Origin of the sequence: Bradyrhizobium sp. 27S5 (assembly GCF_037217225.1) — a bacterium.
Lineage (GTDB): Bacteria > Pseudomonadota > Alphaproteobacteria > Rhizobiales > Xanthobacteraceae > Bradyrhizobium > Bradyrhizobium septentrionale.
The window spans coordinates 1,701,615-1,725,784 of record NZ_CP147714.1; the positions used below are offsets into that span (position 1 = coordinate 1,701,615).

At 64.6% G+C, this 24,170-nt stretch carries 27 protein-coding genes; 22 read left to right on the plus strand and 5 right to left on the minus strand.

What is annotated here, in order from left to right; genetic code table 11:
• Positions 1-41 precede the first annotated feature (41 nt).
• Both WDM24_RS08090 and WDM24_RS08095 read right to left on the minus strand, forming a co-directional pair.
• Complete coding sequence (locus WDM24_RS08090) at positions 42-218, minus strand: hypothetical protein (RefSeq protein WP_338696461.1); 177 nt, start codon at positions 216-218, stop codon at positions 42-44.
• 180 nt (positions 219-398) lie between these two features.
• Positions 399-1,049, minus strand: a complete 651-nt coding sequence (locus WDM24_RS08095; protein WP_029083466.1) for a glutathione S-transferase family protein — start codon at positions 1,047-1,049, stop codon at positions 399-401.
• A 602-nt stretch (positions 1,050-1,651) separates the two neighbouring features.
• On the opposite strand from WDM24_RS08095, the gene WDM24_RS08100 reads away from it, so the two are divergent.
• The 3 genes from WDM24_RS08100 (at position 1,652) to WDM24_RS08110 (ending at position 4,361) form a co-directional block, all read left to right on the plus strand.
• Positions 1,652-2,854 (plus strand): pyridoxal phosphate-dependent aminotransferase, encoded by a 1,203-nt coding sequence (locus WDM24_RS08100; protein WP_166302840.1) that lies wholly within the window; start codon positions 1,652-1,654, stop codon positions 2,852-2,854.
• A 246-nt stretch (positions 2,855-3,100) separates the two neighbouring features.
• Complete coding sequence (locus tag WDM24_RS08105) at positions 3,101-3,622, plus strand: DUF992 domain-containing protein (RefSeq protein WP_338830784.1); 522 nt, start codon at positions 3,101-3,103, stop codon at positions 3,620-3,622.
• A 259-nt stretch (positions 3,623-3,881) separates the two neighbouring features.
• Positions 3,882-4,361: a DUF992 domain-containing protein gene (locus tag WDM24_RS08110; RefSeq protein ID WP_166302846.1), complete on the plus strand. Its 480-nt coding sequence runs from the start codon at positions 3,882-3,884 to the stop codon at positions 4,359-4,361.
• A 1-nt stretch (position 4,362) separates the two neighbouring features.
• On the opposite strand, the gene WDM24_RS08115 is transcribed toward WDM24_RS08110, so the two are convergent.
• Both WDM24_RS08115 and WDM24_RS08120 read right to left on the minus strand, forming a co-directional pair.
• Positions 4,363-4,701 (minus strand): alpha/beta hydrolase, encoded by a 339-nt coding sequence (locus tag WDM24_RS08115; protein ID WP_338830785.1) that lies wholly within the window; start codon positions 4,699-4,701, stop codon positions 4,363-4,365.
• A 165-nt stretch (positions 4,702-4,866) separates the two neighbouring features.
• Positions 4,867-5,289 (minus strand): alpha/beta hydrolase, encoded by a 423-nt coding sequence (locus WDM24_RS08120; RefSeq protein ID WP_338830786.1) that lies wholly within the window; start codon positions 5,287-5,289, stop codon positions 4,867-4,869.
• 152 nt (positions 5,290-5,441) lie between these two features.
• Between WDM24_RS08120 and WDM24_RS08125 the strand changes: the two genes are divergently transcribed.
• The 9 genes from WDM24_RS08125 (at position 5,442) to WDM24_RS08165 (ending at position 13,812) form a co-directional block, all read left to right on the plus strand.
• Entirely contained in the window at positions 5,442-5,567 is a 126-nt protein-coding gene (locus WDM24_RS08125) for a LysR family transcriptional regulator (RefSeq protein ID WP_338830787.1), read from the plus strand.
• A gap of 52 nt (positions 5,568-5,619) precedes the next feature.
• Positions 5,620-6,291 carry a LysR family substrate-binding domain-containing protein gene (locus WDM24_RS08130; RefSeq protein ID WP_338830789.1) on the plus strand — a complete coding sequence of 224 codons (672 nt, stop codon included), beginning with the start codon at positions 5,620-5,622 and terminating at the stop codon, positions 6,289-6,291.
• 206 nt (positions 6,292-6,497) lie between these two features.
• Positions 6,498-8,546: an elongation factor G gene (locus tag WDM24_RS08135; RefSeq protein WP_338830790.1), complete on the plus strand. Its 2,049-nt coding sequence runs from the start codon at positions 6,498-6,500 to the stop codon at positions 8,544-8,546.
• A 127-nt stretch (positions 8,547-8,673) separates the two neighbouring features.
• Positions 8,674-9,417, plus strand: a complete 744-nt coding sequence (locus WDM24_RS08140; RefSeq protein ID WP_338830792.1) for a WG repeat-containing protein — start codon at positions 8,674-8,676, stop codon at positions 9,415-9,417.
• Entirely contained in the window at positions 9,418-10,716 is a 1,299-nt protein-coding gene (locus WDM24_RS08145; protein ID WP_338830793.1) for a WG repeat-containing protein, read from the plus strand.
• Positions 10,717-10,801: 85 nt separating this feature from the next.
• On the plus strand, positions 10,802-11,443 hold the full coding sequence (locus tag WDM24_RS08150) for a YoaK family protein (RefSeq protein ID WP_338830794.1): 642 nt from the start codon (positions 10,802-10,804) through the stop codon (positions 11,441-11,443).
• A 31-nt stretch (positions 11,444-11,474) separates the two neighbouring features.
• Entirely contained in the window at positions 11,475-12,317 is an 843-nt protein-coding gene (locus tag WDM24_RS08155; RefSeq protein WP_338830795.1) for a shikimate dehydrogenase, read from the plus strand.
• A gap of 116 nt (positions 12,318-12,433) precedes the next feature.
• Positions 12,434-13,012: a hypothetical protein gene (locus WDM24_RS08160; protein ID WP_414645746.1), complete on the plus strand. Its 579-nt coding sequence runs from the start codon at positions 12,434-12,436 to the stop codon at positions 13,010-13,012.
• 191 nt (positions 13,013-13,203) lie between these two features.
• Positions 13,204-13,812, plus strand: coding sequence for a hypothetical protein (locus WDM24_RS08165; protein ID WP_338696478.1), 609 nt, complete (start codon positions 13,204-13,206; stop codon positions 13,810-13,812).
• Positions 13,813-14,044: 232 nt separating this feature from the next.
• On the opposite strand, the gene WDM24_RS08170 is transcribed toward WDM24_RS08165, so the two are convergent.
• Positions 14,045-15,181: an alpha-hydroxy acid oxidase gene (locus WDM24_RS08170; protein ID WP_338830797.1), complete on the minus strand. Its 1,137-nt coding sequence runs from the start codon at positions 15,179-15,181 to the stop codon at positions 14,045-14,047.
• A 164-nt stretch (positions 15,182-15,345) separates the two neighbouring features.
• Between WDM24_RS08170 and WDM24_RS08175 the strand changes: the two genes are divergently transcribed.
• The 10 genes from WDM24_RS08175 to WDM24_RS08220 all read left to right on the plus strand — a co-directional run bounded on the left by WDM24_RS08175 (position 15,346) and on the right by WDM24_RS08220 (position 24,098).
• A complete protein-coding gene (locus WDM24_RS08175) occupies positions 15,346-15,555 on the plus strand; it encodes a hypothetical protein (RefSeq protein ID WP_338830798.1) in 210 nt (69 codons plus the stop codon).
• A 215-nt stretch (positions 15,556-15,770) separates the two neighbouring features.
• Positions 15,771-17,117 carry a phosphoglucosamine mutase gene (glmM, locus tag WDM24_RS08180; RefSeq protein WP_166302879.1) on the plus strand — a complete coding sequence of 449 codons (1,347 nt, stop codon included), beginning with the start codon at positions 15,771-15,773 and terminating at the stop codon, positions 17,115-17,117.
• A 294-nt stretch (positions 17,118-17,411) separates the two neighbouring features.
• Positions 17,412-18,668, plus strand: coding sequence for an MFS transporter (locus WDM24_RS08185; RefSeq protein WP_338830799.1), 1,257 nt, complete (start codon positions 17,412-17,414; stop codon positions 18,666-18,668).
• A gap of 295 nt (positions 18,669-18,963) precedes the next feature.
• Positions 18,964-19,812, plus strand: coding sequence for an outer membrane beta-barrel protein (locus WDM24_RS08190; RefSeq protein ID WP_338830800.1), 849 nt, complete (start codon positions 18,964-18,966; stop codon positions 19,810-19,812).
• A gap of 180 nt (positions 19,813-19,992) precedes the next feature.
• Positions 19,993-20,814: an outer membrane protein gene (locus tag WDM24_RS08195; RefSeq protein WP_338696488.1), complete on the plus strand. Its 822-nt coding sequence runs from the start codon at positions 19,993-19,995 to the stop codon at positions 20,812-20,814.
• A 72-nt stretch (positions 20,815-20,886) separates the two neighbouring features.
• A complete protein-coding gene (locus WDM24_RS08200; protein ID WP_166302885.1) occupies positions 20,887-21,477 on the plus strand; it encodes a glutathione S-transferase family protein in 591 nt (196 codons plus the stop codon).
• 18 nt (positions 21,478-21,495) lie between these two features.
• Complete coding sequence (locus WDM24_RS08205; RefSeq protein WP_338830804.1) at positions 21,496-21,966, plus strand: GNAT family N-acetyltransferase; 471 nt, start codon at positions 21,496-21,498, stop codon at positions 21,964-21,966.
• A 183-nt stretch (positions 21,967-22,149) separates the two neighbouring features.
• Positions 22,150-22,362: a hypothetical protein gene (locus tag WDM24_RS08210; protein WP_166302891.1), complete on the plus strand. Its 213-nt coding sequence runs from the start codon at positions 22,150-22,152 to the stop codon at positions 22,360-22,362.
• Between the two features lie 78 nt (positions 22,363-22,440).
• On the plus strand, positions 22,441-23,613 hold the full coding sequence (locus WDM24_RS08215) for a phosphoserine transaminase (RefSeq protein ID WP_338830806.1): 1,173 nt from the start codon (positions 22,441-22,443) through the stop codon (positions 23,611-23,613).
• Between the two features lie 2 nt (positions 23,614-23,615).
• Positions 23,616-24,098 carry a hypothetical protein gene (locus WDM24_RS08220; protein ID WP_338830807.1) on the plus strand — a complete coding sequence of 161 codons (483 nt, stop codon included), beginning with the start codon at positions 23,616-23,618 and terminating at the stop codon, positions 24,096-24,098.
• The last annotated feature ends 72 nt before the right edge of the window (positions 24,099-24,170 follow it).

The following is a 24,170-nucleotide window of genomic DNA, read 5'->3' on the forward strand; positions in this document are numbered from 1 at the left end:
GCGCCTTGCCGCGGATCAAGGTGCCAAGTGGAATTGCTTGATTACGCCGGGAACGCCGTTGCCATGCTGATGTTGCTCGACAGCACCGTGACGGCGACGACCAGGCACAGCGTCAGCGCGCCAAGCGCGAGCAACGCCGCGATCGCGTGGGTCAGCCGGGACGATGCCACTGGGGCAGGGCGGCCATGGAAGCCTGCCGTGCCGGACCACCGTGTCATGGTGCAAATCCCTCAGGCCGCGAGCGAATCACTCGCGACATCCGAGCAAATCTGCCCGTTGTCACCGGCAAGATTGCGGCGGTGACGTCCCCCGAAAACGGCAGAAATACGGCAACGACGAGGGTTTTGCCCGCTATTTGGGCAGTTTCCCCGCTATTCCCGATATTCAGACCCGGTTGTTCAGACGCCTGCCGCGAGGCGGGCCTCAGGCTCGGCATCGGTCCCGGGCCGCCAATCCATCGAGACAAATCCGGGGGTCTGCTCGACCCGTTTCAGCCAGGCGCGGACCGACGGAAAGGTCGCGAGGTCGAAGTCGCAGCGGTCGGCGACATGGGTGTAGCCGTACAGCGCGATGTCGGCGACCGTGAACTGGTCGGCGGCGAAATAGGCGTGCCCCTTGAGGTGATTTTCCATCACCTGCAACGCGGCGTAGCCGCGCTCCATCCAGTCCTCCAGCGCGTGCGTCTGCAGGTCGCGCCCGCCCTTGACCAGCGACAGCCAGAAATAGGCGGCGCCGATGTTCGGCTCCAGCGCGTGCTGTTCGAAGAACATCCACTGCAGCGCCTCGGCGCGCTCGATCCGCGACTCCGGCGCCAGCGGCGTGCCGATCGCAACATACCAGAGGATGGCATTGGACTCGGCGAGATGGCGGCCGTCGACTTCCAGCAGCGGCACCTGGCCGCTCGGATTCTTGGCCAGGAATTCCGGGGTGCGGCTCTCGCCGCGCAGGATGTCGATCTCGATCGCCTCGTACGGCGTGTTCAACACGGCGAGCGCCAGCCGGACCTTGTAGCTGTTGCCGGAGCGCTGCATCGAATAGAGCTTGTACATTGCGTCGGTGTTCACTCGGTGCGTCGGGTTCACTTGGTCTGAGACGGTACGCTTGAAAAATTGCGCGGCCTGTCACACCGCAACGCGCTTAAACAATGATGCCGACAGCGGTGCGTCGCAAGCCCTGCACAGTGGAAAAAGTCGAAACGTCTACCGCACTGCACGCGTTCAGAACGATTCCATCAACACGGCGCAACAACTCGGATCACGGCTGCGCGACGCTGTGCACGGTGCCGGTCGATGCCGTGGCGGACGCGCGGCAATTCACAACCGTTAACGCGCGACAGGGCCGCCGGACTGCGCGCCGTCGGCTCTGCGAGGTGGGCGCCACGCGGCACCTTGTCCTCGGAGCAATCCGCGCGGGCGCAGGCCGCCGGAAGCCTTGCCGGCGAGGCTGCAGCGGCCGCCGTCGGGCTTGCCGGATATGAGCCATTTGGCTCCGGAACTTGCGGAATGTTGCGCGCGTTGCGGGCCAGGCGCGAAAGTTTTCGTGCTTTGCCGCCAAGCTTCTTGCGATGCAGCGGCGACAGGCCTAGGGTGCCGCGATCCCATTCAAATCAAGTCGTGGCCGAACGGCTCACGACGTTTGCCAGGAGATGATTATGGCCTTCCTGTCCGCTGCGCTCGACCGTGTGAAGCCGTCCGCGACGATCGCGGTCACGGACAAAGCACGCGCGCTGAAAGCCGCGGGCCGCAACGTCATCGGCCTCGGTGCCGGCGAGCCGGACTTCGACACGCCCGCCAACATCAAGCTGGCTGCGATCCACGCCATCGAGGCCGGCAAGACCAAGTACACCGATGTCGGCGGCATTCCGGAGCTCAAGGAAGCCATCATCAACAAGTTCTCGCGCGAGAACGGCCTGAGCTACAAGCCGAACCAGATCATCGTCGGCACCGGCGGCAAGCAGGTGCTCTACAATGCGCTGATGGCGACCATCAATCCGGGCGACGAGGTGATCATCCCGGCGCCGTACTGGGTCAGCTACCCCGAGATGGTGGCGCTCGCCGGCGGCGAGTCGGTGCCGGTGATCTGTCCGGCGTCGAGCGGCTTCAAGCTGCGCCCGCAGGATCTCGAGAAGGCGATCACGCCGAAGACCAAGTGGGTGATCCTGTGCTCGCCGTCGAACCCGACCGGTTCGGCCTACACCAAGAGCGAGCTCAAGGCGATCACCGACGTGCTGGTCAGGCACCCGCATGTCTGGGTGATGACCGACGACATGTACGAGCACCTCGTCTATGACGACTTCGTCTTCACCACGGCGGCGCAGGTCGAGCCGAGCCTCTACGATCGCACGCTGACCGTGAATGGCGTGTCGAAGGCCTACTGCATGACCGGCTGGCGCATCGGCTACGCCGGCGGCCCGGCGCAACTGATCAAGGCGATGGCGACGATCCAGTCGCAGTCGACCTCGAACCCGTCGTCGATCGCGCAATGGGCTTCGGTCGAGGCGCTCAACGGACCGCAGGACTTCATCGCTGCGAACAACAAGGTGTTCAAGGAGCGCCGCGACCTCGTGGTGTCGATGCTCAACCAGGCCAGCGGCATCGAGTGCCCGCGGCCGGAAGGCGCGTTCTACGTCTATCCGTCCTGCGCCGGCACGATCGGCAAGACGGCGCCGTCGGGCAAGGTGATCGACAACGACGAGACCTTCGTCACCGAGCTGCTCGAGAGCGAGGGTGTCGCCGTGGTGCAGGGTTCGGCGTTCGGTCTCGGACCGGCGTTCCGCATCTCCTACGCCACCAAGACGTCCGATCTCGAGGACGCCTGCAAGCGCATCCAGCGCTTCTGCGGCAATCTGCGCTAGTCGTTACGAAACTCAGGAAACGCTCCTGCACCAGGTGTGGGAGCGTTTCTATTTGTGTGCGCAGATCGCGCGCCGGTAAATTCGACGAGTCAAATCACATCCCGCTCATCTCACGCGCGTGTGCGCGAACAACGATGCCACACGCGCGAAGTTTTTAGGGCGTCTTTGCGGACTGCCTTGTTTTGGACACGAGCCTTCCCTTCTGTCCGCCGCGCTAATTCAGTTCATCTTGCGGAGACAGACCAAATGCGACTTTCGACTCTCACCCTTGCAGCGCTTGCGTTGCTGGCGCCGTTCGCCACCGCCAATGCGGCGCCCGAGGTTCAGGCCGGGGTCCTGCAATGCCAGGGCGGCGAGAATGTCGGCTTCGTCGTCGGCTCCGTCGCCCGCCTCGAATGCGTGTTCCAGAGCGCCAACGCCCGCCGGCCGGAGCCGTATGTTGCGACCGTGAAGCGGATCGGTCTCGACCTCGGCGTCACCGCGACGACGCAGCTCGCCTGGGCCGTCAGCGCGCCGACCACGCAGCTCCCGCGCGGTGCGCTCGCCGGCAGCTACGGCGGCGTCGGCGTCAACGCTTCGGTCGGCCTCGGCGCCGGCGGTAACTTCCTGTTCGGCGGCCCGAACAACGCATACGCGCTGCAGCCGATCAGCGTGCAGGGCCAGACCGGCCTCAACGTCGCGGCGGGCATCGCCGGCATCGATCTCGAGCCGGTCAGCCTCGCTGGTCCGCGCCGTCATCATCACCACCGTCATCACCACCACCACTAAGCCGGTCGGTGTTTGATCAAAGGGGCCCGCGAAAGCGGGCCTCTTTTTTTGCGTCTGTCGTTTGTTGTGTTTTGCGCGGCAGGTTCTGCACGGCAGCGGGATCATAGCAACATCGCCACATCCCGTAACAATCGGTGGCCGGACACCGCAAATTCTGGCTGTGCATCCGATGTTATGGCATAGGAAGCGACAGGCGCCGCAGACACGGCGCCGTTCTGTTCTCTGCTCGCGTCACGCCTTTCAGCCGGAGACCTCCAACATGCGTCGCTTCATCCTCCTCGCCGGTGCCGCCCTCGCCTCGCTGGCGATCGTTGGCGCCAACGCCCAACAGCCGATCCAGCGCGTGCAGGTCGGTATCCTGGAATGCCGCGGCGGCGCGAGCGTCGGATTCATCGTCGGCTCCGTGACCAATCTCGGCTGCGTGCTGCGCGTCGATGGCGCGCCTGAGGACCGTTACATCGCGACCATTCGCAAGGTCGGCATCGATCTCGGCATCACCCAGGAGTCAGCGCTGGCCTGGGGCGTCTACGCGCCGGTGGCCCAGCTTGGGCCTGGCGCGCTCTCCGGCAACTACGCCGGCGCGCAGGGCAGCGCGACGCTCGGCGTTGGCGTCGGCGGTAACGTGCTGGTCGGCGGTTCCGACAACACCATCGCCTTGCAGCCGCTCAGCGTGCAGGGTCAGGTCGGCGTCAACATCGCCGCCGGGCTCGAGAGCCTGGAGCTGCGTCCGGGGCGCTAACTCAAGCTGCACCGTTTTGTATTCCGCCGAGGAAGCTGCGGGCTTCCTCGGCAACCACCTCGGGCGCCTCGGCGTGGACATAGTGCCCGGCCTCGACGAACCTGATCGAAGGTTCGGTCCAGTATTGATCCAGCCGGTCCGACCATTCCGGCGCGATCAGCGGATCGCGGCGGCCCCAGAGAAAGCGCGACGGGATTTCGATGCGCGGCTGCGCCGGCAGCCTGCCTTCCAGCCAGCGCCGGCGATTGGGTGCCGACGAGAGATACCAGTCGAAGCCGCCCTGGATGTTGCCGGGCTTCATGAAGTTATCGACATAGGCTTCCAGCAGGTCGCCGAACACGGCGGAATTGTCGCCCGACCAGTGATCGAGGAAGTGGCGGAAATAGAGTCGGCATGACTCGCGCGAGCTTCCGACCAGTTGCGCCGCCCATGGCAGCTGCTGGAAGTATTGATACCAGACTTCGATCAGGTGGCTGGGCTGGCCGTAGCGGTTGCCGAGGCCCGGTTAGGGCGTGCACAGATAGAGCGTACCCGTCAGCCGCTGCGGCTGACGATGCGACATCGCCTGCATGACATAGGCGCCGAGATCGCCGCCGATCACGCCGAAGCTGTCATGACCGAGCGCATCCATCACCGCGAACATATCCAGCGCGTGGCGCTCCGCGGTGGCGGACGCATCCGGGCCAGCCGCCGGCTTGCCGGTGTCGCCGCAGCCGCGCAGGTCCGGCGCGATCAATTCGAAACTGTCGCCGAGACGCAGCATCACCGGACGCCACACCAGCCAGAATTCCGGCCAGCCGTGCAGCAGGAGCAGCGGCGGGCCCTTGCCGAAGCGCGCGACGTTGACGCTGATATCGCCGATATCGATCTTCTCCTGCGTGAAGCCTGCCGCGGCCGCTTCCGCGAAAGCCTTTTCCAGCGCCGTCATTAAGACCTCCTGTGGTTCGCCGCAGGCTGTCCGCGTTCGCTTCTCCGGTCCCAATATTCGTTCGATACGGTAGCAGAGCTATTGCGTATGACCGTAGGCGCCGGCCGCCGTGCTATACCGCCGGCATGGAATTGCGACACCTCAGATATTTCGTGGCGCTCGGCGAGGAATTGAATTTCACGCGCGCAGCCGAGCGGCTGCACATCGCGCAACCGCCGCTGAGCCAGCAGATTCGCCAGCTCGAGGACGAACTCGGCGTGACTGCTGCAGCGGAATAACCGTCCTATCAGGCTCACCGAGGCCGGCGAGCTGTTTCTTGCGCGCGCCCGTGTGTTGCTCGCCAATTTCGAGGACGCGGTTGCCGATACCAGGCGCGTCGGCCGCGGTCAGGCTGGAAAGCTCGCGATCGGATTCGTCGGCTCCGCAATGTTTGCCGGCCTTCCCGATATTATCAGTAGCTATCGCGACGCGTTTCCCGATGTCGAGCTCGTGCTTGACGAGATGCTGGCGGCCGAGATTGCCGAGGCGCTGCGGCGGCGCCGGATCGACGTCGGCTTCGCACGCCCGGCGCTGCTGGCCGAGGCGGGGCTCGCCCAGCGTCTCATCCTCGATGAGCCCTATGTCGCAGCGCTGCCGCGCGCGCATCCGCTCGCGGCGCGCGATGACATCGCGCTCGCCGAATTGTCCGACGATGCCTTCGTGCTCTACCCGGCGCGGCCGGAGCCGTCGGTCACCGGCCTGATCGTGACCGCCTGCCAGGCTGCGGGATTCACGCCGCGTCTGGCGCAGGAGGTGCTTCATCTGCAGACCGCGATCGGTCTGATCGCAGCCGGCGTCGGCGTGTCGCTCGTTCCGGAGGCCGCGGCACGCGCGCAGACCGGTCGCGGCGTGGCTTACGTTCCGCTTGCCGCACCGGCGGTGATGGCACCGCTCACGATCGCATGGCGTGATGAAGACGTCTCGCCTGCCGTGCAGCGCCTGCTCGACATCGCGACGCGCTAGCGCGAGACAGCGGCGGCACCGGCCTAAGGAACTGGCGCACCGGATACGTTCGTCCGGACAATAGTGGTAATTCCCGCCGTCGTGGCCATGGTTAAACGGCGCCGCACCGCAGCGACGTTTTCCCGCTTGCCAAACGCGAAACGCAGGCAGAGCATGAATGGTCGCCGACCCAATCATGGGCCGAGCTCCAAAACGAGGAGGCGGCAATGGGACAAGACGTCAGAAGTCCCCGAGGTCCACGGTGCATCGCACTGGTGGGCCCTTTCCAAAGCGGTAAAACCACACTTCTGGAAGCGATCCTGGCGCGTACAGGCGCCATCAAGACTGCCGGCAGCGTCGACGCCGGAACTTCCGTCGGCGATGCCAGCCCCGAGGCGCGTCAGCACAAGATGGGCGTAGGGCTGACCGCCGCCACCACCACCTTTATGGGCGACAGCTACACCTTCATCGATTGTCCCGGCTCGATCGAATTCGCGCACGACATGCGTGCCGCGCTGCCGGCGGTCGATGCTGCGGTCGTGGTCTGCGAAGCCGATGAGAAGAAGCTGCCGCAGCTGCAGATCATCCTGCGCGAGCTCGAAGAGCTCGGCATTCCCCGTTTCCTGTTCCTGAACAAGATCGACCGCGCCAACAAGCGGGTCCGCGAGACGCTTGCGACGCTGCAGCCGGCCTCGCGCGTGCCGCTGGTGCTGCGCCAGATCCCGATCTGGAACGGCGATCTGATCGAAGGTTTTGTCGATCTCGCGCTGGAGCGCGCCTTCGTCTATCGCGAGCACAAGCCCTCGGAGGTGGTCGCGCTGGAAGGCGGCAATCTCGACCGCGAGAAGGAAGCGCGCTTCTCGATGCTGGAGAAGCTCGCCGATCATGACGACGCGCTGATGGAGCAGTTGCTGGAGGATATCCAGCCGCCGCGCGACGCGGTGTTCGACGATCTCGCCCGCGAATTGCGCGAAGGGCTGATCTGTCCGGTGCTGCTTGGCGCGGCGAGCCGCGAAAACGGCGTGCTGCGCCTGATGAAGGCGTTGCGCCATGAGGCGCCCGGCGTCACCGAGACCGCTAGCCGGCTCGGCGTCAAGGATCAGAAGGACGCGCTGGCCTATGTGTTCAAGACCGTTCATCTGCAGCACGGCGGCAAGCTGTCGCTGGCGCGCGTGCTTGCGGGCCGGCTCGACGACGGCGCGACGCTGCAATCCTCAAGCGGCGAGACCGGGCGCATCTCCGGCATCCTCGCGGTCTCGGGCACGCATGACAGCAAGCGGCCGCAGGCCGAGGCCGGCGAGACCGTCGCGCTCGGCAAGCTCGACGCGATCAAGACCGGCGATACGGTCTCGAGCGGCAAGACGGCCCCGGCCTCGCTGGTCAAGGTCGAGCCGGTGGCGGCGGTGCTGTCGATCTCGATCGCCGCGACCGACCGCAAGGACGACGTCAAGCTCGGCCAGGCGCTGCTGCGGCTCAACGAGGAGGATCCCTCGCTGACGATGATCCAGAACCCGCGCACCCACGACACCGTGCTGTGGGGGCAGGGCGAGATGCATCTGCGGGTGGCGCAGGAGCGGCTCAAGGACCGCTACGGCGTCAACGTCAAATCGCATCCGCCGGCGATCGGCTACCAGGAGACCATCCGCAAAGCCATTACCCAGCGCGGCCGGCACAAGAAGCAGTCCGGCGGCCACGGCCAGTTCGGCGATGTGGTGCTCGACATCAAGCCGAAGCCGCGCGGCTCAGGCTTCGAATTCCACGAGAAGGTGGTCGGCGGCGCGGTGCCGCGCAACTATATCGGTGCGGTGGAAGAGGGCGTCGTCGACGCGCTGGCGCGTGGACCGCTCGGCTTCCCCGTGATCGACCTCGATGTCACGCTGACCGACGGCTCCTATCACAGCGTCGACTCGTCCGATCTCGCGTTCCGCACCGCGGCGCGGGTCGGCGTCAGCGAAGGGTTGCCGCAGTGCCAGCCGGTGCTGCTGGAGCCGATCCATCTGGTCGAGATATTCTGTCCGAACGAGGCGACTGCCAAGGTCAACGCGATCCTGTCGGCGCGCCGCGGCCAGATCCTCGGCTTCGACACCCGCGAAGGCTGGAGCGGCTGGGATTGCGTTCGCGCCACGATGCCGGAATCCGAGATCGGCGACCTCATCGTCGAGCTGCGATCGGCCACCGCCGGCGCCGGCACCTTCACCCGCCAGTTCGACCGCATGGCCGAAGTGACGGGCCGCGCCGCCGACCAGATCATCGCCGCGCATCGCGACGCGGCGTGATGGTGTGATCTCATCCCGGGTGCGCCAAACGCGCGCCCGGGACCCAAGGTCAACGTTCGATCCTGCTGAAAATCGGCCCGCTACGATGTGCAATTACACATTGTAAAGCGGCCGACACTGTCTCGCCATGGATTGCGCCTACGTCCTCGGTCGCCGTTTGGACGGTGAGGGCAAGGCAGTGCGGGTGTGGTGGAAATTTGCCGCGTTGGCTGGCGTGATGCTGGTGCATGGCGCACTTGCGCAAGAGAGGCCGATGGAGTTGACGCCCGCCGGCAAAGCCAATTTGCAGGACACGATTGCGCAGGATGGCCGGCCACTCTTTGGCCGCCCCGGGCCTAGCCAGCCGATGACTTTCCCTCTGGCGACGTGCATGTTTCCTGGCGGCCTGTGTGGTGCGGTCTACCGCGACGGCACGGTCGCGGTCTTTCCGCGATACGACTGGGTCGGCACATTCTCGGATCATCGGGCCGCCGTCCGCATCGGCGGTCTCTACGGCTTCATCGACGAGGACGGCCGTGAAATCGTCAGGCCGGAGTACCGCATCGTCGATGACTACCGGTTCGGCTTCGCCCAGGTGGATGTGGACGGAAAGTCCGGCCTGATCGACTTGGACGGCAAGATGGTGATCGAGCCGAAATATGGGTTCATCCGCGCGATCGGTCCGGACCGTTTTGCCGTATCAGAAGATCGACGGCTTGGCGGAATGCCTGGCGGGGAGGATTTTTCCAATCGCAGGATCGGCTTCGGCGGACTGAGCGATGCTATCTTCGAACCGATGCTGACCGACGTCATCGATATCCAGGGCCGACTGATCGAGTCGCGCAAGCTGCCGATTCCTTGGTTCGACAAGGACGATCCGTCACTCCGCTGAGTGCAAAAGGAGAAGCTTTGGGGGCTGGCACGGGCCGATGGAAGCTGGCTCGTCGAGCCGAAATTCCAGCAGGTGGATGCGTTGAAGAACGGGCTCGCGCGGGTGACGCTCAACGGCAAGGTCGGCTTTATCGACCGTACCGGGAGCTTCGCCATCGAACCGGTGTTTGATAAGGCCTGGTGGTTCGTACCGGGTTTCGATCGCACGTCGGCCGAGCGCGACGGCAGCTTCGGCGTGATCGACAAATCCGGCACATGGACATTTCAAACGCACTATCAGCAGATTCATGTTGCTATCAACTACGATCACCCCGCCACTGTGTTCGGCTGGCACTTCAGGACGGCCGACCGGTGGGGGCTTCTGGACCTTGATGGCCACGTGATCATCGGCGCCGAATTCGATCAGCCGATCCAGCAATGTGCCGATGGCCGGCTCGACGCCTACAAGAACAAGGAATGGCTCTACTTCAAAGCGGATGGCAGCCCGCTGCAGCCGCCTGACGGAAGGATTATCGACGCGTCATGCGGCGCGCCGCCCCCGTACATTCTGAAAATCGGCGACAAATTCCGTTTGGTGGATGCTGACTCAAGCCCTGTGACGCCCGTGCTCTACGACGCGATCTTCGGAGCTGGACGAGGCGTCAAGAATGCCAAGCTCGATGGCAAATGGGGACGCCTTGGTCCCGATGGACGTTGGGTGCTCGAACCCAAATTCGACTACCTCTCAGCCGGCACCGATCTCCTCGTCGCATCGATCGATGGCAAGCGGGGCTTCATGCGAGCGGACGGATCATGGCTGATCGAGCCGAAATTCGATGCTGCCGCGCTGCGTCGCGACAATGCTACTGCTTTCGTGACGCGTGCCGGCGCGACCGGCGTGCTGCGGCTTGCGGATCAATCCTGGGCCATTCCGCCGCGGCCGAGCGTTCTGTGCGATGTCAGTATCAGCCACGTGATCATGTCCGAAGCCGCGGGCAAGCGCGCGATCCTGTCGCAAACCGGGGAGACCTGGATCGATGTTGGTGCCGAGCGGGTTGGGGCCAACCTCGATTTCGGCCTTGTGACCTTTCTCAGGAACGGCAAATGGGGGCTGGTCGACACCGCTGGGCAGGTCATGGTCGAGCCGCAGTACGACGAGCCGGTTTATTTCATGCCGCGCCAGCGCGGCGTGGCGTGGGCCAAGCACGACGGCAGATGGTGCGCGATCGACCGGCACGGTCACCCGGTCCCGGGCATCGCCTGCGTCGACACCAACCCCTTGGGTCGGGATAACCGCTTCGCGTGCAAGGTCGAGCGCTAACGATCACGCCCCAAGGGGGCGTGATCGTTGGCAGGATGGCCCGAGGCCGCTAGCCTTGCGTCCCTGATGGGGGCGCAAGGACATCATGCTTGAATCCCGCCGTAACCTGGCGCTGGCCTGCGCGCTCAGCGCGCTGGCCGGCTATGTCGACGGCATCGGCTACCTGCATCTCGGCGGGCTGTTCGTCTCCTTCATGAGCGGCAACTCGACGCGGCTTGGCGTGACGCTGGCCGCGGGGCATTGGCAGCACGCCCTGGAGGCGCTGGAGCTGATCGTGCTGTTCGTCGTGGGTGCCGCGGCCGGCAGCCTGATCGTGCTCAGCCGCATCGGCCATCGCCAGCCGCTGATCCTGCTCGGCGAGGCCTTGTTGTTGACGGCGGCCGCCTTGGCCTATGCCTATGGCCTGCCGAACGCCGCGGTCGCCGCCATCGTGCTGGCGATGGGGCTCGAGAACGCCGTATTCCAGCTCGAAGGCGGCGCCGGGCTCGGCCTCACCTATGTCACCGGCGCGCTGGTCAAGGCCGGCCAGCTGATCGCCGCCGCGCTGACCGGCGGAGCCGGCTGGGCCTGGCTGCCGAACCTCCTGCTGTGGGCGGCGCTGGTCGCAGGCGCGCTTGCCGGCGCATTGGCCTACCACTGGATCAACCTTGCCGCGATCTGGTTTGCCGCGGGCACGGCGCTCGGGCTCAGCGTGCTGGTTGCCGCAACCGCGAAGCGGACGGATTGACAGCGCGGCTGCCTTGGCCGATGTCACGGCCATGACATCATCAAGCAAAACCCGCGCCGCGTGCCTGATCGGCTGGCCGGCGGCGCATTCCCGCTCGCCGCTGATCCATCGCTACTGGCTGCGTACGCTCGGCATCGAGGGCGGCTATGTGATCGAGGCGGTGCCGCCGGAGGATTTCAAGGATTTCCTGTTCCGCTTGTCGCTGCGCGGCTTCGTCGGTGCCAACGTCACCATTCCGCACAAGGAGCGCGCGCTGGCGCTGTCGACGCCGGACGCGCGCGCCCGCGCCGTCGGCGCCGCCAACACGCTGTGGTTTGCCGATGGCGAGCTGCGCTCGACCAACACCGATGTCGAGGGCTTCATCAACAATCTCGACGCCTGCGCGCCCGGCTGGGACAAGACCGAGGATGCGCTGGTGTTAGGGGCCGGTGGCGCGGCGCGCGCGGTGGTGTTCGGCCTGATCGAGCGCGGCATCAAGCGCGTGAATCTGGTCAACCGCACCATCGACCGCGCCCGCGCGCTGGCCGATCAGTTCGGTGCGCGCGTTCATCCCGCGACGTGGGACACGGTCGGCGATCTGCTGCCGCGAGCCGGGCTGCTCGTCAACACGACGTCGCTCGGCATGCACGGCCAGCCCGCGCTCGAGATCGATGTCGGCCTGTTGCCGCAAGGCGCGGTTGTGACCGATCTTGTCTATGTGCCGCTGGTGACGCCATTGCTTGCGGCGGCGCAGGCGCGCGGCCTGAAGACCGCCGATGGCCTCGGCATGCTGCTGCACCAGGCGGTGCGCGGTTTCGAATTGTGGTTCGGGCAGCGTCCTCAAGTGACGCCGGAACTGCGTGCGCTCGTTGAAGCCGATCTCACAAAGACTTGAGGCCTGGAATAGCGTGATACGGCTGGGGTCAGTGTTACATCACCTGCGCCCCTCCCGGAGATCCCCCAATGTCTGCCAGCCGTTCCTCGCTCATTCGCCCGTTCATTGCATTCGCGATGGTGACGGCATCCACGCTCTACGCACTCGCGCAGCAGCCGCCGACGCCGACGCGCGTGCGTGGAACCGTCGAGAGCGTCGACGGCGACACGCTCGCGGTGAAGTCGCGCAGCGGCGAAGACGTCAAGCTGCACATGGCGAGCAATATGCTGGTGCTCGGCCTCACCAGGATCGCGCTGTCCGACATCAAGGTCGGTTCCTTCATCGGCACGACCACGGTGCCCGGGCCCGATGGCGTGCCGAAGGCGGTCGAGGTGCATGTCTTCCCGGAGCACATGCGCGGCACCGGCGAAGGCTCGCGGCCCTATGATCTGAAGCCGAACAGCAGCATGACCAACGCGACCGTCGCGCAATCCGTGGTCAGCAATGACGGTCATACCCTGATGGTCAAGTACAAGGACGGCGAGAAGACGGTGGAGGTCGCGCCCGATACGCCTGTCGTGACCTATGTTCCCGGCGACAAGGCGGACCTCAAGGCCGGCGCCAAGATCATCGCCTTCATGAAGAAGCTGCCCGACGGCTCGCTCGAAACCGACCGCGTCAGCGTCGGCCGCGACGGCCTCACGCCTCCGATGTGACGCGGTTTCATCCTCTCTTCTTTGTGAAGAGCCTGGCTTCGATGAACGGTTGTTACACAGTAACAGACCCTTCCTCTGGTGCGTAGTTTACCGAGCGAGCCACCTCTCCTGCGAACAGGACGATGGCTCGCACGGAATACCATCATTTCCCCGGTGTTCCTGACTCCGCCAGCCAAACCCATGAGGACATCATGCCGAAATCGACGCTATTCGCCGCATTGCTTCTCGTTGCCTTTGCCTCGGCCGCATCGGCGCAGCAGCCGCCGACGGTGCGGATTCGCGGCACCATCGAGGCCGTCGACGGCGCCATGCTGTCGATCAAGTCGCGCGACGGCGCCGACATGAAGGTGCGGACGACCGACAACGTCGCGGTGTTCGGCGTCGCCAAGACCGATCTGTCGCAGATCAAGCCCGGTTCCTATATCGGCGTCACCGCGATGCCCGAGCCCGACGGAACGCAGAAGGCGATCGCGGTTCACATCTTCCCGGAAAACCAGCGTGGCGCCGCCGAAGGCTTTCGTCCCTGGGACCTGCGCGCCAACTCGACCATGACCAACGCCACCGTCGCCGAAACGGTGGAGGGCACCGACGGCCAGAACATCACGGTGAAATACAAGGACGGTGAGAAGAAGGTCGTGGTGCCGCCGGGCACCCCGGTCGTCACTTTCGTCGCCGGCGACAAAGCGGAGCTGAAGCCGGGCGCCAAGATCATCATCTTCGGCGCGGCGAAGAAGGAGGACGGCACCCTGGAAGCCAACCGCGTTAATGTCGGCCGCGACGGCATCGCGCCGCCGATGTGACGCGAAGCGTCATCCCGGGGCGATGCGCAGCATCGAACCCGGGATCTCGAGCGACGAACTCCGTTGTCGTCCCGGCCTAGTGCGCAACTGCGCGCGGGAGCCGGGACCCATAACCATCGATGGTTTTTGTTGAGATAAGCTGTGGCCACAGTCGTGTTCTAATCTTGCACGGCTGTGGTTATGGGTCCCGGCCTGCGCCGGGACGACGCTTGTGGGCCGGATGGCGATTGCCTCACACCGCCAGCACGTGATCGTCGATCTCGGCGATGGTGTTGACGCCGCACAGCCCCATCGTGGTGGTGAGCTCCTTGCCCAGGATGTCGAGCGCCTTGGCGACACCTTCTTGGCCGCCGGCGCCGAGGCCGTAGGCATAGGCGCGGCCGATCATGCAGGACTTGGCGCCGAGCGCCAGCGCGCGCATCACGTCCATGCCGGTGCGGATGCCGCCGTCGAACATGATCTCGAGCTTCGAGCCGACCTCGTCGACGATCTCCGGCAGCACCTCGATCGAGGACGGCGCGCCGTCGAGCTGGCGGCCGCCATGGTTGGACACCACGATCGCTTGTGCGCCGGTCTTGACGGCGAGCTCGGCGTCCTCGACATCGAGGATGCCTTTGAGGATCAGCTTGCCTGGCCAGATCGAGCGGATCCAGTCGATGTCCTTCCAGTTCAGCGTGGTGTCGAACTGCGATGCCGTCCATTCCGACAGCTTGGTCAGATCCTCGGTGCCTTTGACGTGACCGACGATGTTGCCGAAGCTGCGGCGCTTGCCGCGCAGCACGCCGGCGACCCATGATGGCTTGCTCGCGAAGTCCAAGAGCTTCGACAGCGACCATTCCGGCGGCACCGTCATGCCGTTCTTGATGTCCTGGTGGCGCTGGCCGATCACCTGCAGGTCGACGGTCAGCACCAGCGCCGAGCATTTCGCCGCGATCGCGCGCTCGATCAGCGACTTGATGAAGCCGCGGTCCTTCATGACGTAGAGCTGGAACCAGAACGGCTTGTCGACGGCAGCTGCGATGTCCTCGATCGAGCAGATCGACATCGTGCTCTGGGTGAAGGGAATGCCGGCCGCCTGCGCCGCGCGGCAGGCGTAGATCTCGCCGTCGCCATGTTGCATGCCGAGCAGGCCGACCGGCGCCAGGATCAGCGGCATCGCGGCCGGCTCGCCCAGGATCGTGGTCGCCAGGGTCCGCTTGGAGACATCGACCAGGATGCGCTGGCGGAACTTGATCTGCTGCAGGTCCTCGGAATTGGCGCGCAGCGTGTCCTCGGTGTAGGAGCCGCGGTCCGCATAATCGAAAAACGCCTTCGGCACCCGGCGCTTGTGCAGCTGGCGTAGATCTTCGATGCAGGTAATGTGCTTCATGGACGTTCCCGGCCCTTCTTCTATGTCACAAGTCTTATGCAGCGAAGTCTTAATCCAGCGAAGTCTTGCGGGTGTTCGCGCTTGCCGTCATCTAGCATGGTTGGATGGCCTGCCAAATCCAAGACGAATGCCAGGATGAATGCCAAGACGGATGGGAGAGCACGATGACGCAATCAGGCTCTAAGCCGAACTCTAAGCCGAACTCTAAGCCGAACTCCAAGCCGAAAGCAGACGACAACGCCGAGAAGCGCCGGCTCGACGAGGCCCTGGAAGAGGGGCTGGAGGAGACGTTTCCCGGTTCCGACCCCGTCAATGTCACCCAGCCGGCCCCCAGCAAGGGCGACCAGCACGTCAAGCGAGGCGGCAAGGGTTAGGGCCGGCCCGCGTTTACGGGATTGCGGTTAAGGAGAGAATGTTATATTTTTCAGTGTCTTAAGCTCGAACCATGGGGTTCGATGGCGGTAATGATTCATCATATTTTTTGAAGTCATCTTAGCGCCTGACAGTCTATAAGGCCGATGCACGCTAGACTGGTGGGCGTTCGGAACTCTCTCGCCGGGTGGTTCGAGAGGTCCATGTTGGGGGTACCATGAGCCGCAAATATTTCGGGACCGATGGAATTCGGGGCCGCGCCAATGGGCTGATCACGCCGGAGCTCGCGCTCAAGGTGGGGCAGGCCGCGGGATTGGTGTTTCAGCGTGGCGACCATCGCCATCGCGTCGTGATCGGCAAGGACACGCGGCTGTCCGGCTACATGATCGAATACGCCATGGTCGCAGGCTTCACCTCGGTCGGCATGGACGTGCTGCTGGTCGGCCCGATGCCGACGCCTGCGATCGCGATGCTCACCAAGTCGATGCGCGCCGATCTCGGCGTCATGATCTCGGCGTCGCACAATCTCTTCGAGGACAACGGCATCAAGCTGTTCGGCCCGCAGGGCTTCAAGCTCTCCGACGATGTCGAGAAGCAGATCGAGCAGCTGCTCGACGAATCGCTCGACCGCCGCCTGGCGCAGAGCGCAAGCCTTGGCCGCGCCCGCCGCATCGACGGCGTCCATGACCGCTACATCGAATTCGCCAAGCGCACGCTGCCGCGCGACCTCTCGCTCGACGGCCTGCGCGTCGTGGTCGATTGCGCCAATGGCGCCGCCTACAAGGTGGTGCCGGAAGCGCTGTGGGAGCTCGGCGCCGACGTGGTGCCGATGGGCGTCGAGCCCGACGGCTTCAACATCAACAAGGAATGCGGCTCCACCTCGCCGGAAGCGCTGTCGCGGAAGGTGCGCGAGATGCGCGCCGACATCGGCATCGCGCTCGACGGCGACGCCGATCGCGTCATCCTGGTCGACGAGCGCGGCCACATCGTCGACGGCGACCAGCTGCTCGCGGTGATCGCGCAGAGCTGGAAGGAAGAGGGACGCCTCTCCAAGCCCGGTATCGTCACCACCGTGATGTCCAATCTCGGGCTGGAGCGCTTCCTGCAGGGCCTCGGGCTGCAGATGGTCCGCACCCCGGTCGGCGACCGCTACGTGCTCGAGCAGATGCTGAGCGGCGGCTACAATCTCGGCGGCGAGCCGTCCGGCCATATCATCATGTCGGATTATTCGACGACCGGCGACGGCTTCGTCGCCGCGCTGCAGGTGCTGGCCGTGGTGCAGAAGCTGCGCCGCCCGGTGTCGGAGATCTGCCGGCGTTTCGATCCATTGCCGCAGATCCTGAAGAACGTGCGCTATCGCAGCGGCAAGCCGCTCGACGACGCCGAGGTCAAGTCCGCGATCACCGACGGCGAGAAGCGCCTCAACGGCCATGGCCGTCTGTTGATCCGTCCCTCCGGCACCGAGCCGGTGATCCGCGTCATGGGCGAGGGTGACGATCGCATCCTGGTGGAAGAGGTCGTCGACAACATCGTCAGCGCACTCGGCCACGCCGCGGCGGCCTAGTCAATCGATCGACGAACGCCGCTCCAGCCTCGCCCCGCGTGCGGGGAGAGGCCGGAATTCAAGCTGCGCTTGAATTTCGGGTGAGGGGGCTCTCCGCGAATCCAGCTTTCACCGTCCGTCCTGAAACTGCCCCTCACCCCAACCCTCTCCCCGTGAAGAACGGGGAGAGGGAGCAGGCTTTCGTCGCGGTTCACACAGCGCATCGCTGCTATCGGCTAATGCAACTGGTCCGCCTGACCTCCGCGTCGTACGACACGGAGGTATTTCTGCGAATCCGTCCCTGGGAATGCTGCATTGAACAAGCCCGTCGTGAGCGAGGAGGCACTGGGCGAACCGGTGCTGGTGCCGGAGCTGCCGTCCTCGCTGGCCGCGAAGGCGGCTGTTGCCGGGCCGGCCTATGTCGTGCTCGCCGGCATCAGCTTCTCGCACTTCCTCAACGACACGATGCAGTCGCTGATCGCCTCGGTCTATCCGATCCTGAAGGACAATTACGCGCTCGACTTCGCGCAGATCGGCATGATCACGCTGGCGTTCCAGTTCACCGCCTCGCTGCTGCAGCCGCTGGTCGGTCATTTCACCGACAAGAAGGCGCAGCCGTTCTCGCTTTCGATCGGCATGGGCTTCACCTTCTTCGGGCTGTTGCTGCTCAGCGTCGCGCATAGTTACGGGATCATCCTGATCGCCGCCTCGCTGGTCGGATTGGGCTCCGCGGTGTTTCATCCGGAATCGTCGCGCATCGCGCGGCTGGCGTCAGGCGGTCGTTACGGCTTCGCGCAATCGGTGTTCCAACTCGGCGGCAGTTTCGGCACCTCGATGGGACCGGTACTGGCCGCGTTGATCGTGGTGCCGTTCGGCCAGCCCTCGATCGCCTGGTTCTCCTCGATCGCGTTCCTCGCCATCGTGATCCTCTGGCGCATCGGCGTCTGGTACAAGCCGCAGATATCAGGCAAGAAGGCGGCCACCATCGCGCGGCATCCTGACCATCCAGATCAGCGCCGCGTGATGCTTGCGCTGATTGTGCTGGTCGCGCTGCTAATCTCCAAGCAGCTCTATGTCTCGAGCCTGTCGAGCTACTACATCTTCTATCTGATCGACAGGTTCGGCGTCTCGACGCAGGCGGCGCAGCTCTATCTGTTCATCTTCCTTGCCGCCAACGCCGTGGGCGCGTTCATCGGCGGGCCGCTCGGCGACCGCTTCGGCCGCAAATACGTGATCTGGTTCTCGATCCTCGGCGCGCTGCCGTTCACGCTGGCGCTGCCCTATGCCGGCCTGTTCGCAAGCGCCGTGCTGACGGTCGTGATCGGCCTGATCATCTCGTCGGCGACCTCGGCGATCATCGTGTTCGCGCAGGAACTGATGCCACACCGCTTCGGCATGATCTCCGGCGTGTTCTTCGGCGTCGCGTTCGGCATCGGCGGTCTTGGCGCCGCGGTGCTCGGCAAGCTCGCCGACCACACCTCAATCGCCTTCGTCTATCAGCTGTGCGCATTCCTGCCGGCGATCGGCCTGCTCGCGGTGTTCCTGCCGAAGATGCCGAAGGCTGCTCGCTGAACCTCTGTCGCGAGGCCCCCGCATTAAGCGTTCGCTAACGCACGCGGCCTGCGTGCGCCGCTAACGGCGCGCAATCATTAACGCTTCATTAGCACTTGTGGCGGGATCGCCATCTTTCGCTGCTGCACGCGCGTATTGATGGACCCATAAGCACCAGCCGCAGAAAAAGGTCAGAGAAAATCAACCTTAAAAATTAGGGTTAAGTGCCGCTTAAACATTTGCTGGCATCGTCCGCCCGTGAGTTTCAGACGTGGGGCTTTCGTGTCGCCTCACTTGGCCCAAAAGGACGAAGCCAATGCGTAGCGTAAAGACCCTGATTGCCGCAGGCGCGGCATCCCTGCTGTCGTCGGTGGCGTTCGCTGCCGACATGCCGATCATGCCGCCGCCCCCGATGGCGTATGCTCCCCCGCCGGTCCAGGATTTCGGCGGCTGGTATCTGCGCGGCGACATCGGCATGACCAACACCAAGGCCAGGCTGCACGTCAACGCGTACGACACGCTGCCGGCCGGCACCGTGTTCAATCAGTACGGCACCGGCTTCGACAGCGGCATGCTGTTCGGCATCGGCGTCGGCTATCAGTTCAACAGCTGGTTCCGCGCGGACATCACCGGTGAGTACCGCTCGAAGGTCAGCTTCAACGGCACCGACTTCTTCACGTTCCCCGGGCCGAGCTCGCTGGGCGACACCTATCATGGCGGCATGCAGAGCTGGGTCGGCCTCGTGAACGTCTACGCCGATCTCGGCACTTGGGGATGCTTGACCCCGTTCATCGGTGCCGGTGTCGGTGCCGCGACGATCAAGACCTCGGCCTTCTCGGACATCGCCACGTTCCCGAGCGGGTCTGGCCTGACCAGCTCCTTCATCGCCGACGGCGCCACCAAGACCAACTTCGCCTGGGCCGTGCATGCCGGTGTCGCCTACAGGGTCACCAACAACTTCACGGTCGAACTGGCCTATCGCTACCTCGACATGGGCACCGCCGGCCAGGGCCAGGGTCACTTCTTCGACGGCACGCCGGCCGGTCCCTCGAGCTTCCAGTACCGCGACATCACCTCGCAGGACGTGAAGCTCGGCGTGCGCTTCGCGTTGCCCTGCTGCGACGTGCTGCCCCCGCCGCCGCCCCCGCTGATCCGCAAGGGTTAATTTCGAGCCTTCACGGTTAACGATTGCAACGGCGCGGGACCATCCCGCGCCGTTTTTCTTTGCCGCGCGACGTCACGAGCTTCTGCAACTTGGGTGGTCGAAAGCGTGTGACGACAACGATTGGTTAAGGTTAACAGGCGATGATCAGCGCGCATTCGATGAGTGGGATGGAGCGTTGCGATGCGTATGTTCTTGCTGACGGCGATGATGATGGGCGCGGTGACGGCTGCGCACGCGGCCGATCTGCCGGACTTCCCGGCCCTGCGCGGCGGCTTCAGCGACGCACCCAGCGCACCCGTCAACTGGCGCGGCTTCTATATCGGCGGGCAGGGCGGCTACGGTTCGTCCGATGAGAATTTCAGCGGCACGAATGCCAACATGCTCGCGGCCCTGCTCGATCACAACGTGATCCAGCAGATGGACGTCTCGAACTGGAATCTCGGGCTCGGCAAGGCGTCCCAACGCTCGGCGGCCTATGGTGCGTTCGCCGGCTACAACTGGCAATACGACGACGTCGTGGTCGGCATCGATGCGAGCTACATGCACGGCAAGTTCGGCGGCTCGTCCACCGCGAGCAAGGAATTGGTCAGCGGCACCGCGCTGACCGACACCCTGTTCCACGACGTGCGCGTCGATTCGTCGGCGGCGATCCAGATCAACGACATGGCGACGATCCGCGGCCGCGCCGGCTACGCCTGGGGTTGCTTCCTGCCGTATATCTTCGGCGGCGTTGCGTTCGGCAATGCCGACATCTCGCGCTCGGTCACGGTTCACGACGCCGTCAGTGCCACCATCTCGGGGCCGTTCACGCCGCTGGCGACGTTGAACGCGAACGACGTCCAGCATAATCACCTGGTGTACGGCTACACCGGCGGTCTCGGCTTCGACGTCAATATCACGGGCGGGCTGTTCATGCGCGCGGAGTGGGAATACGTTCGCTTCACGTCGACCGTCGACACCACCATCAATACAGTGCGCGCCGGTCTCGGTTACAAGTTCTGAGGCCAAGCCGCGCGGCTTGACAGTGCATGGCGTGACTGGTCGGATATCGCTCCGCAAGCGGAGCGACCTCACATGAAAATCCTCGGCGATTCCAATTCAGGCAATTGCCTGAAGGTGAAATGGGTGTGCGACAAACTGGCGCTGCCCTACACATGGGTCGAGATCGACACCATGAAGGGCGGCAGCCGGACGGCGGAATTCCTCAAGCTCAACGGTTGGGGGCAGGTGCCGACGGTGGAGCTGGATGACGGCCGCACGCTCGCGCAATCCAACGCCATCATCCGCTACCTCGCGCGCGGCAGCGATCTGATCCCCGGCGATCCCTATCGCGCGGCGCAGATGGATGCCTGGATGTTCTGGGAGCAGAACAGCCACGAGCCCTATGTCGCGGTCTGCCGGTTTCAGACCGTGTATCTCGGCAAGGCCGTTTCCGAGATCGATCCGAACCTGTTGAAGCGCGGCTATGTGGCGCTCGATCATCTGGAACGGCATCTTGCGGCGACGCAATTTTTGGTCGGTGATGCGTTCTCGCTCGCCGACGTTTCGCTGCTTGCCTATACGCGGGTCGCGGAGGATGGCGGCCTCGCGCTCGAACGCTATCCCGTCATCCGCCGCTGGATCTCCGATGCCGAGCGCGTGCTCGGCCTGCCGCCGGCCCGCTGACCTCTGGTGAAGATCGATATGACTGAAGCCTCATCCATCACGATCCGCCGTGCCCGCCGCGAGGATGTCGCCGTCATCGTCGGCATGCTGGCGGACGATCCGCTCGGCCGCGCGCGCGAGCGGATCGAGGATCCGCTGCCGCAAAGCTATTACGAGGCCTTCGCGCGGGTCGAGCGCGATCCCAACCTTCAGCTCGTGGTCGCCGTCGACGGCGAGGGCACCGTGGTCGGCTGCCTGCAGCTCGCGGTGCTGCCGGGCATCAGCTCGCAGGGCGGCTCGCGCGGCTTGCTCGAGGATGTCCGCGTCGCAACCCATTGCCGCAGCCGCGGCATCGGCGAGCAGCTGGTGCAGTGGGCGGTCGCGAAAGCGCGTGCGCGAGGTTGCATGCTCGTCGAGCTCTTGACGCATCACACACGCGTCGATGCGCAGCGCTTCTATGAGCGACTCGGATTCGCGCGCAGCCATGTCGGCATGACGTTGCGCTTCTGAGACGTTGCACTTCTGAAATGCGTGCGCGAAGTTGTACCATTCACATGCAATGCCTGCGGTAGCTGTTGCTCCGCTATCCGGTTAACAGCCAATAAACTAAGCCGGCCTCCGTGAATTTACGGGTCGGAACGAGTCCGGTATGTCGGACGTCTCCCACGGGGGCGCGGGCAACTGGGGATTTCGATGTCGGATTATTCGATCGTGCGGGTCGGCAACGAGTACATCGTGCAGGCCGGCGAGAAGAGCATTTTGAAAATATCGAGCCGGCGCAGGGCGGTTAAGATCATGACTCTCGCGGCAGATTTGCTCGATCAGGAGACGGTGCAGCAGGTCGAGGACTCCCCATCAATCAGCCGTGATCCCCCCATCGTTCCGGACCCTTCTGAACTTCCTTGACGTTTGGGCGCCGGTCCACTATCTCCGGCGGCGGGAAACCTCTCCCCACCGAGAGGCAGCTATCTGGAAGGGTAGATTATGACTGCAGCGAAGCCCGCTTCGCGGCCTGATGTGCCGCATTTCTCCTCCGGCCCCTGTGCCAAGCGCCCCGGCTGGAACCCCAACAATCTCAAGGACGCCGCCCTCGGCCGCTCGCATCGTGCGAAGGTCGGCAAGGCCAAGCTCAAGCTCGCGATCGAACTGACGCGTGAAGTGCTTGAAGTGCCTGCCGATTACAAGATCGGCATCGTGCCGGCGTCGGACACCGGCGCGGTCGAGATGGCGCTGTGGTCGCTGCTCGGTGCGCGGCCCGTCACCACGCTCGCCTGGGAATCCTTCGGCGAGGGCTGGGTCAGCGATATTGTCAAGGAATTGAAGCTGAAGGACGTCACCAAGCTGAACGCGGCTTACGGTGAAATCCCCGATCTCGCCAAGGTCGATCCCGCGTCGGACGTCGTCTTCACCTGGAACGGCACCACCTCCGGTGTGCGCGTTCCGAACGCCGACTGGATCAGCGCAACCCGTGAAGGCCTGACGATTTGCGACGCCACCTCGGCCGCCTTCGCGCAGCCGCTCGATTTCGCCAAGCTCGATGTCGTCACCTTCTCCTGGCAGAAGGCGCTCGGCGGCGAGGCTGCTCACGGCATGCTGATCCTGTCGCCGCGCGCGGTGGAGCGGCTCGAGACCTACAAGCCGGCCTGGCCGCTGCCGAAGATCTTCCGCCTCACCAAGAGCGGCAAGCTCAACCAGGGCATCTTCGAGGGCGAGACCATCAACACGCCGTCGATGCTCTGCGTCGAGGATTATCTCGATGCGTTGAACTGGGCGAAGTCGATCGGCGGCCTGAAGGCGCTGATCGCGCGCGCCGACGCCAACACCAAGGCGCTCGCCGACTGGAAGGCGAAGACGCCCTGGATTGACTTCCTGGCCAAGGATCCCGCGATCCGCTCCAACACCTCGGTGTGCCTGAAGTTCACCGATCCCGCGATCACCTCGCTTCCATCAGATGCGCAGGCCGACTTCTGCAAGAAGCTGGTCGCGCTGGTGGAGAAGGAGAACGCCGGCTTCGACTTCGCGTATTACCGCGATGCGCCGGCCGGCCTGCGGATCTGGTGCGGCGCCACCGTCGAGGCAAAGGACGTCGAGCTGCTGACGCAGTGGATCGACTGGGCCTTCGCCGAAACCAAGGCAGTGTTGCCCAAGGCGGCCTGACGATGTTCGCCAATCCGCTGACCGAAAGGCTCGCGGATTTCATCTGCGGCATCGGGATCGACGTGCGTCCGGCGCACTTGCCGGACGCGACGTTCCTGCCCGGACTTCGCATCAGTGGCGGCGTCATCTTCGTCGATGAGGAGAAGCTCGCTCATCCCGGCGATCTCCTGCACGAGGCCGGTCATCTCGCGGTGACCGATCCGTCGATGCGGAACACACCGGAGCTGGCAACGCCGTCGGACGGCGACGAGATCGCGGCCATTGCCTGGTCCTACGCGGCGGCGAAGCACCTCGATATCGATCCGGCGATCGTCTTCCACGAGCACGGCTATCGAGGCAGCTCGAAGGCCCTGGTCGCGGACTTCGACGCCGAACGCACCTTCGGTCAGCCGCTGTTGCAGTACTACGGCATGACCTTCGAAAAGCGGCAGGCCGCCGAGAACGGCGTCCCGCCATTTCCGTTCATGGTGCGCTGGCTGCGCTGAGCGCCCGCGCATTCGTTGCAAGCACGCATTCAAGGGCCGCCGCTCGCGGCTTAACCGGACTGATCACAAGGA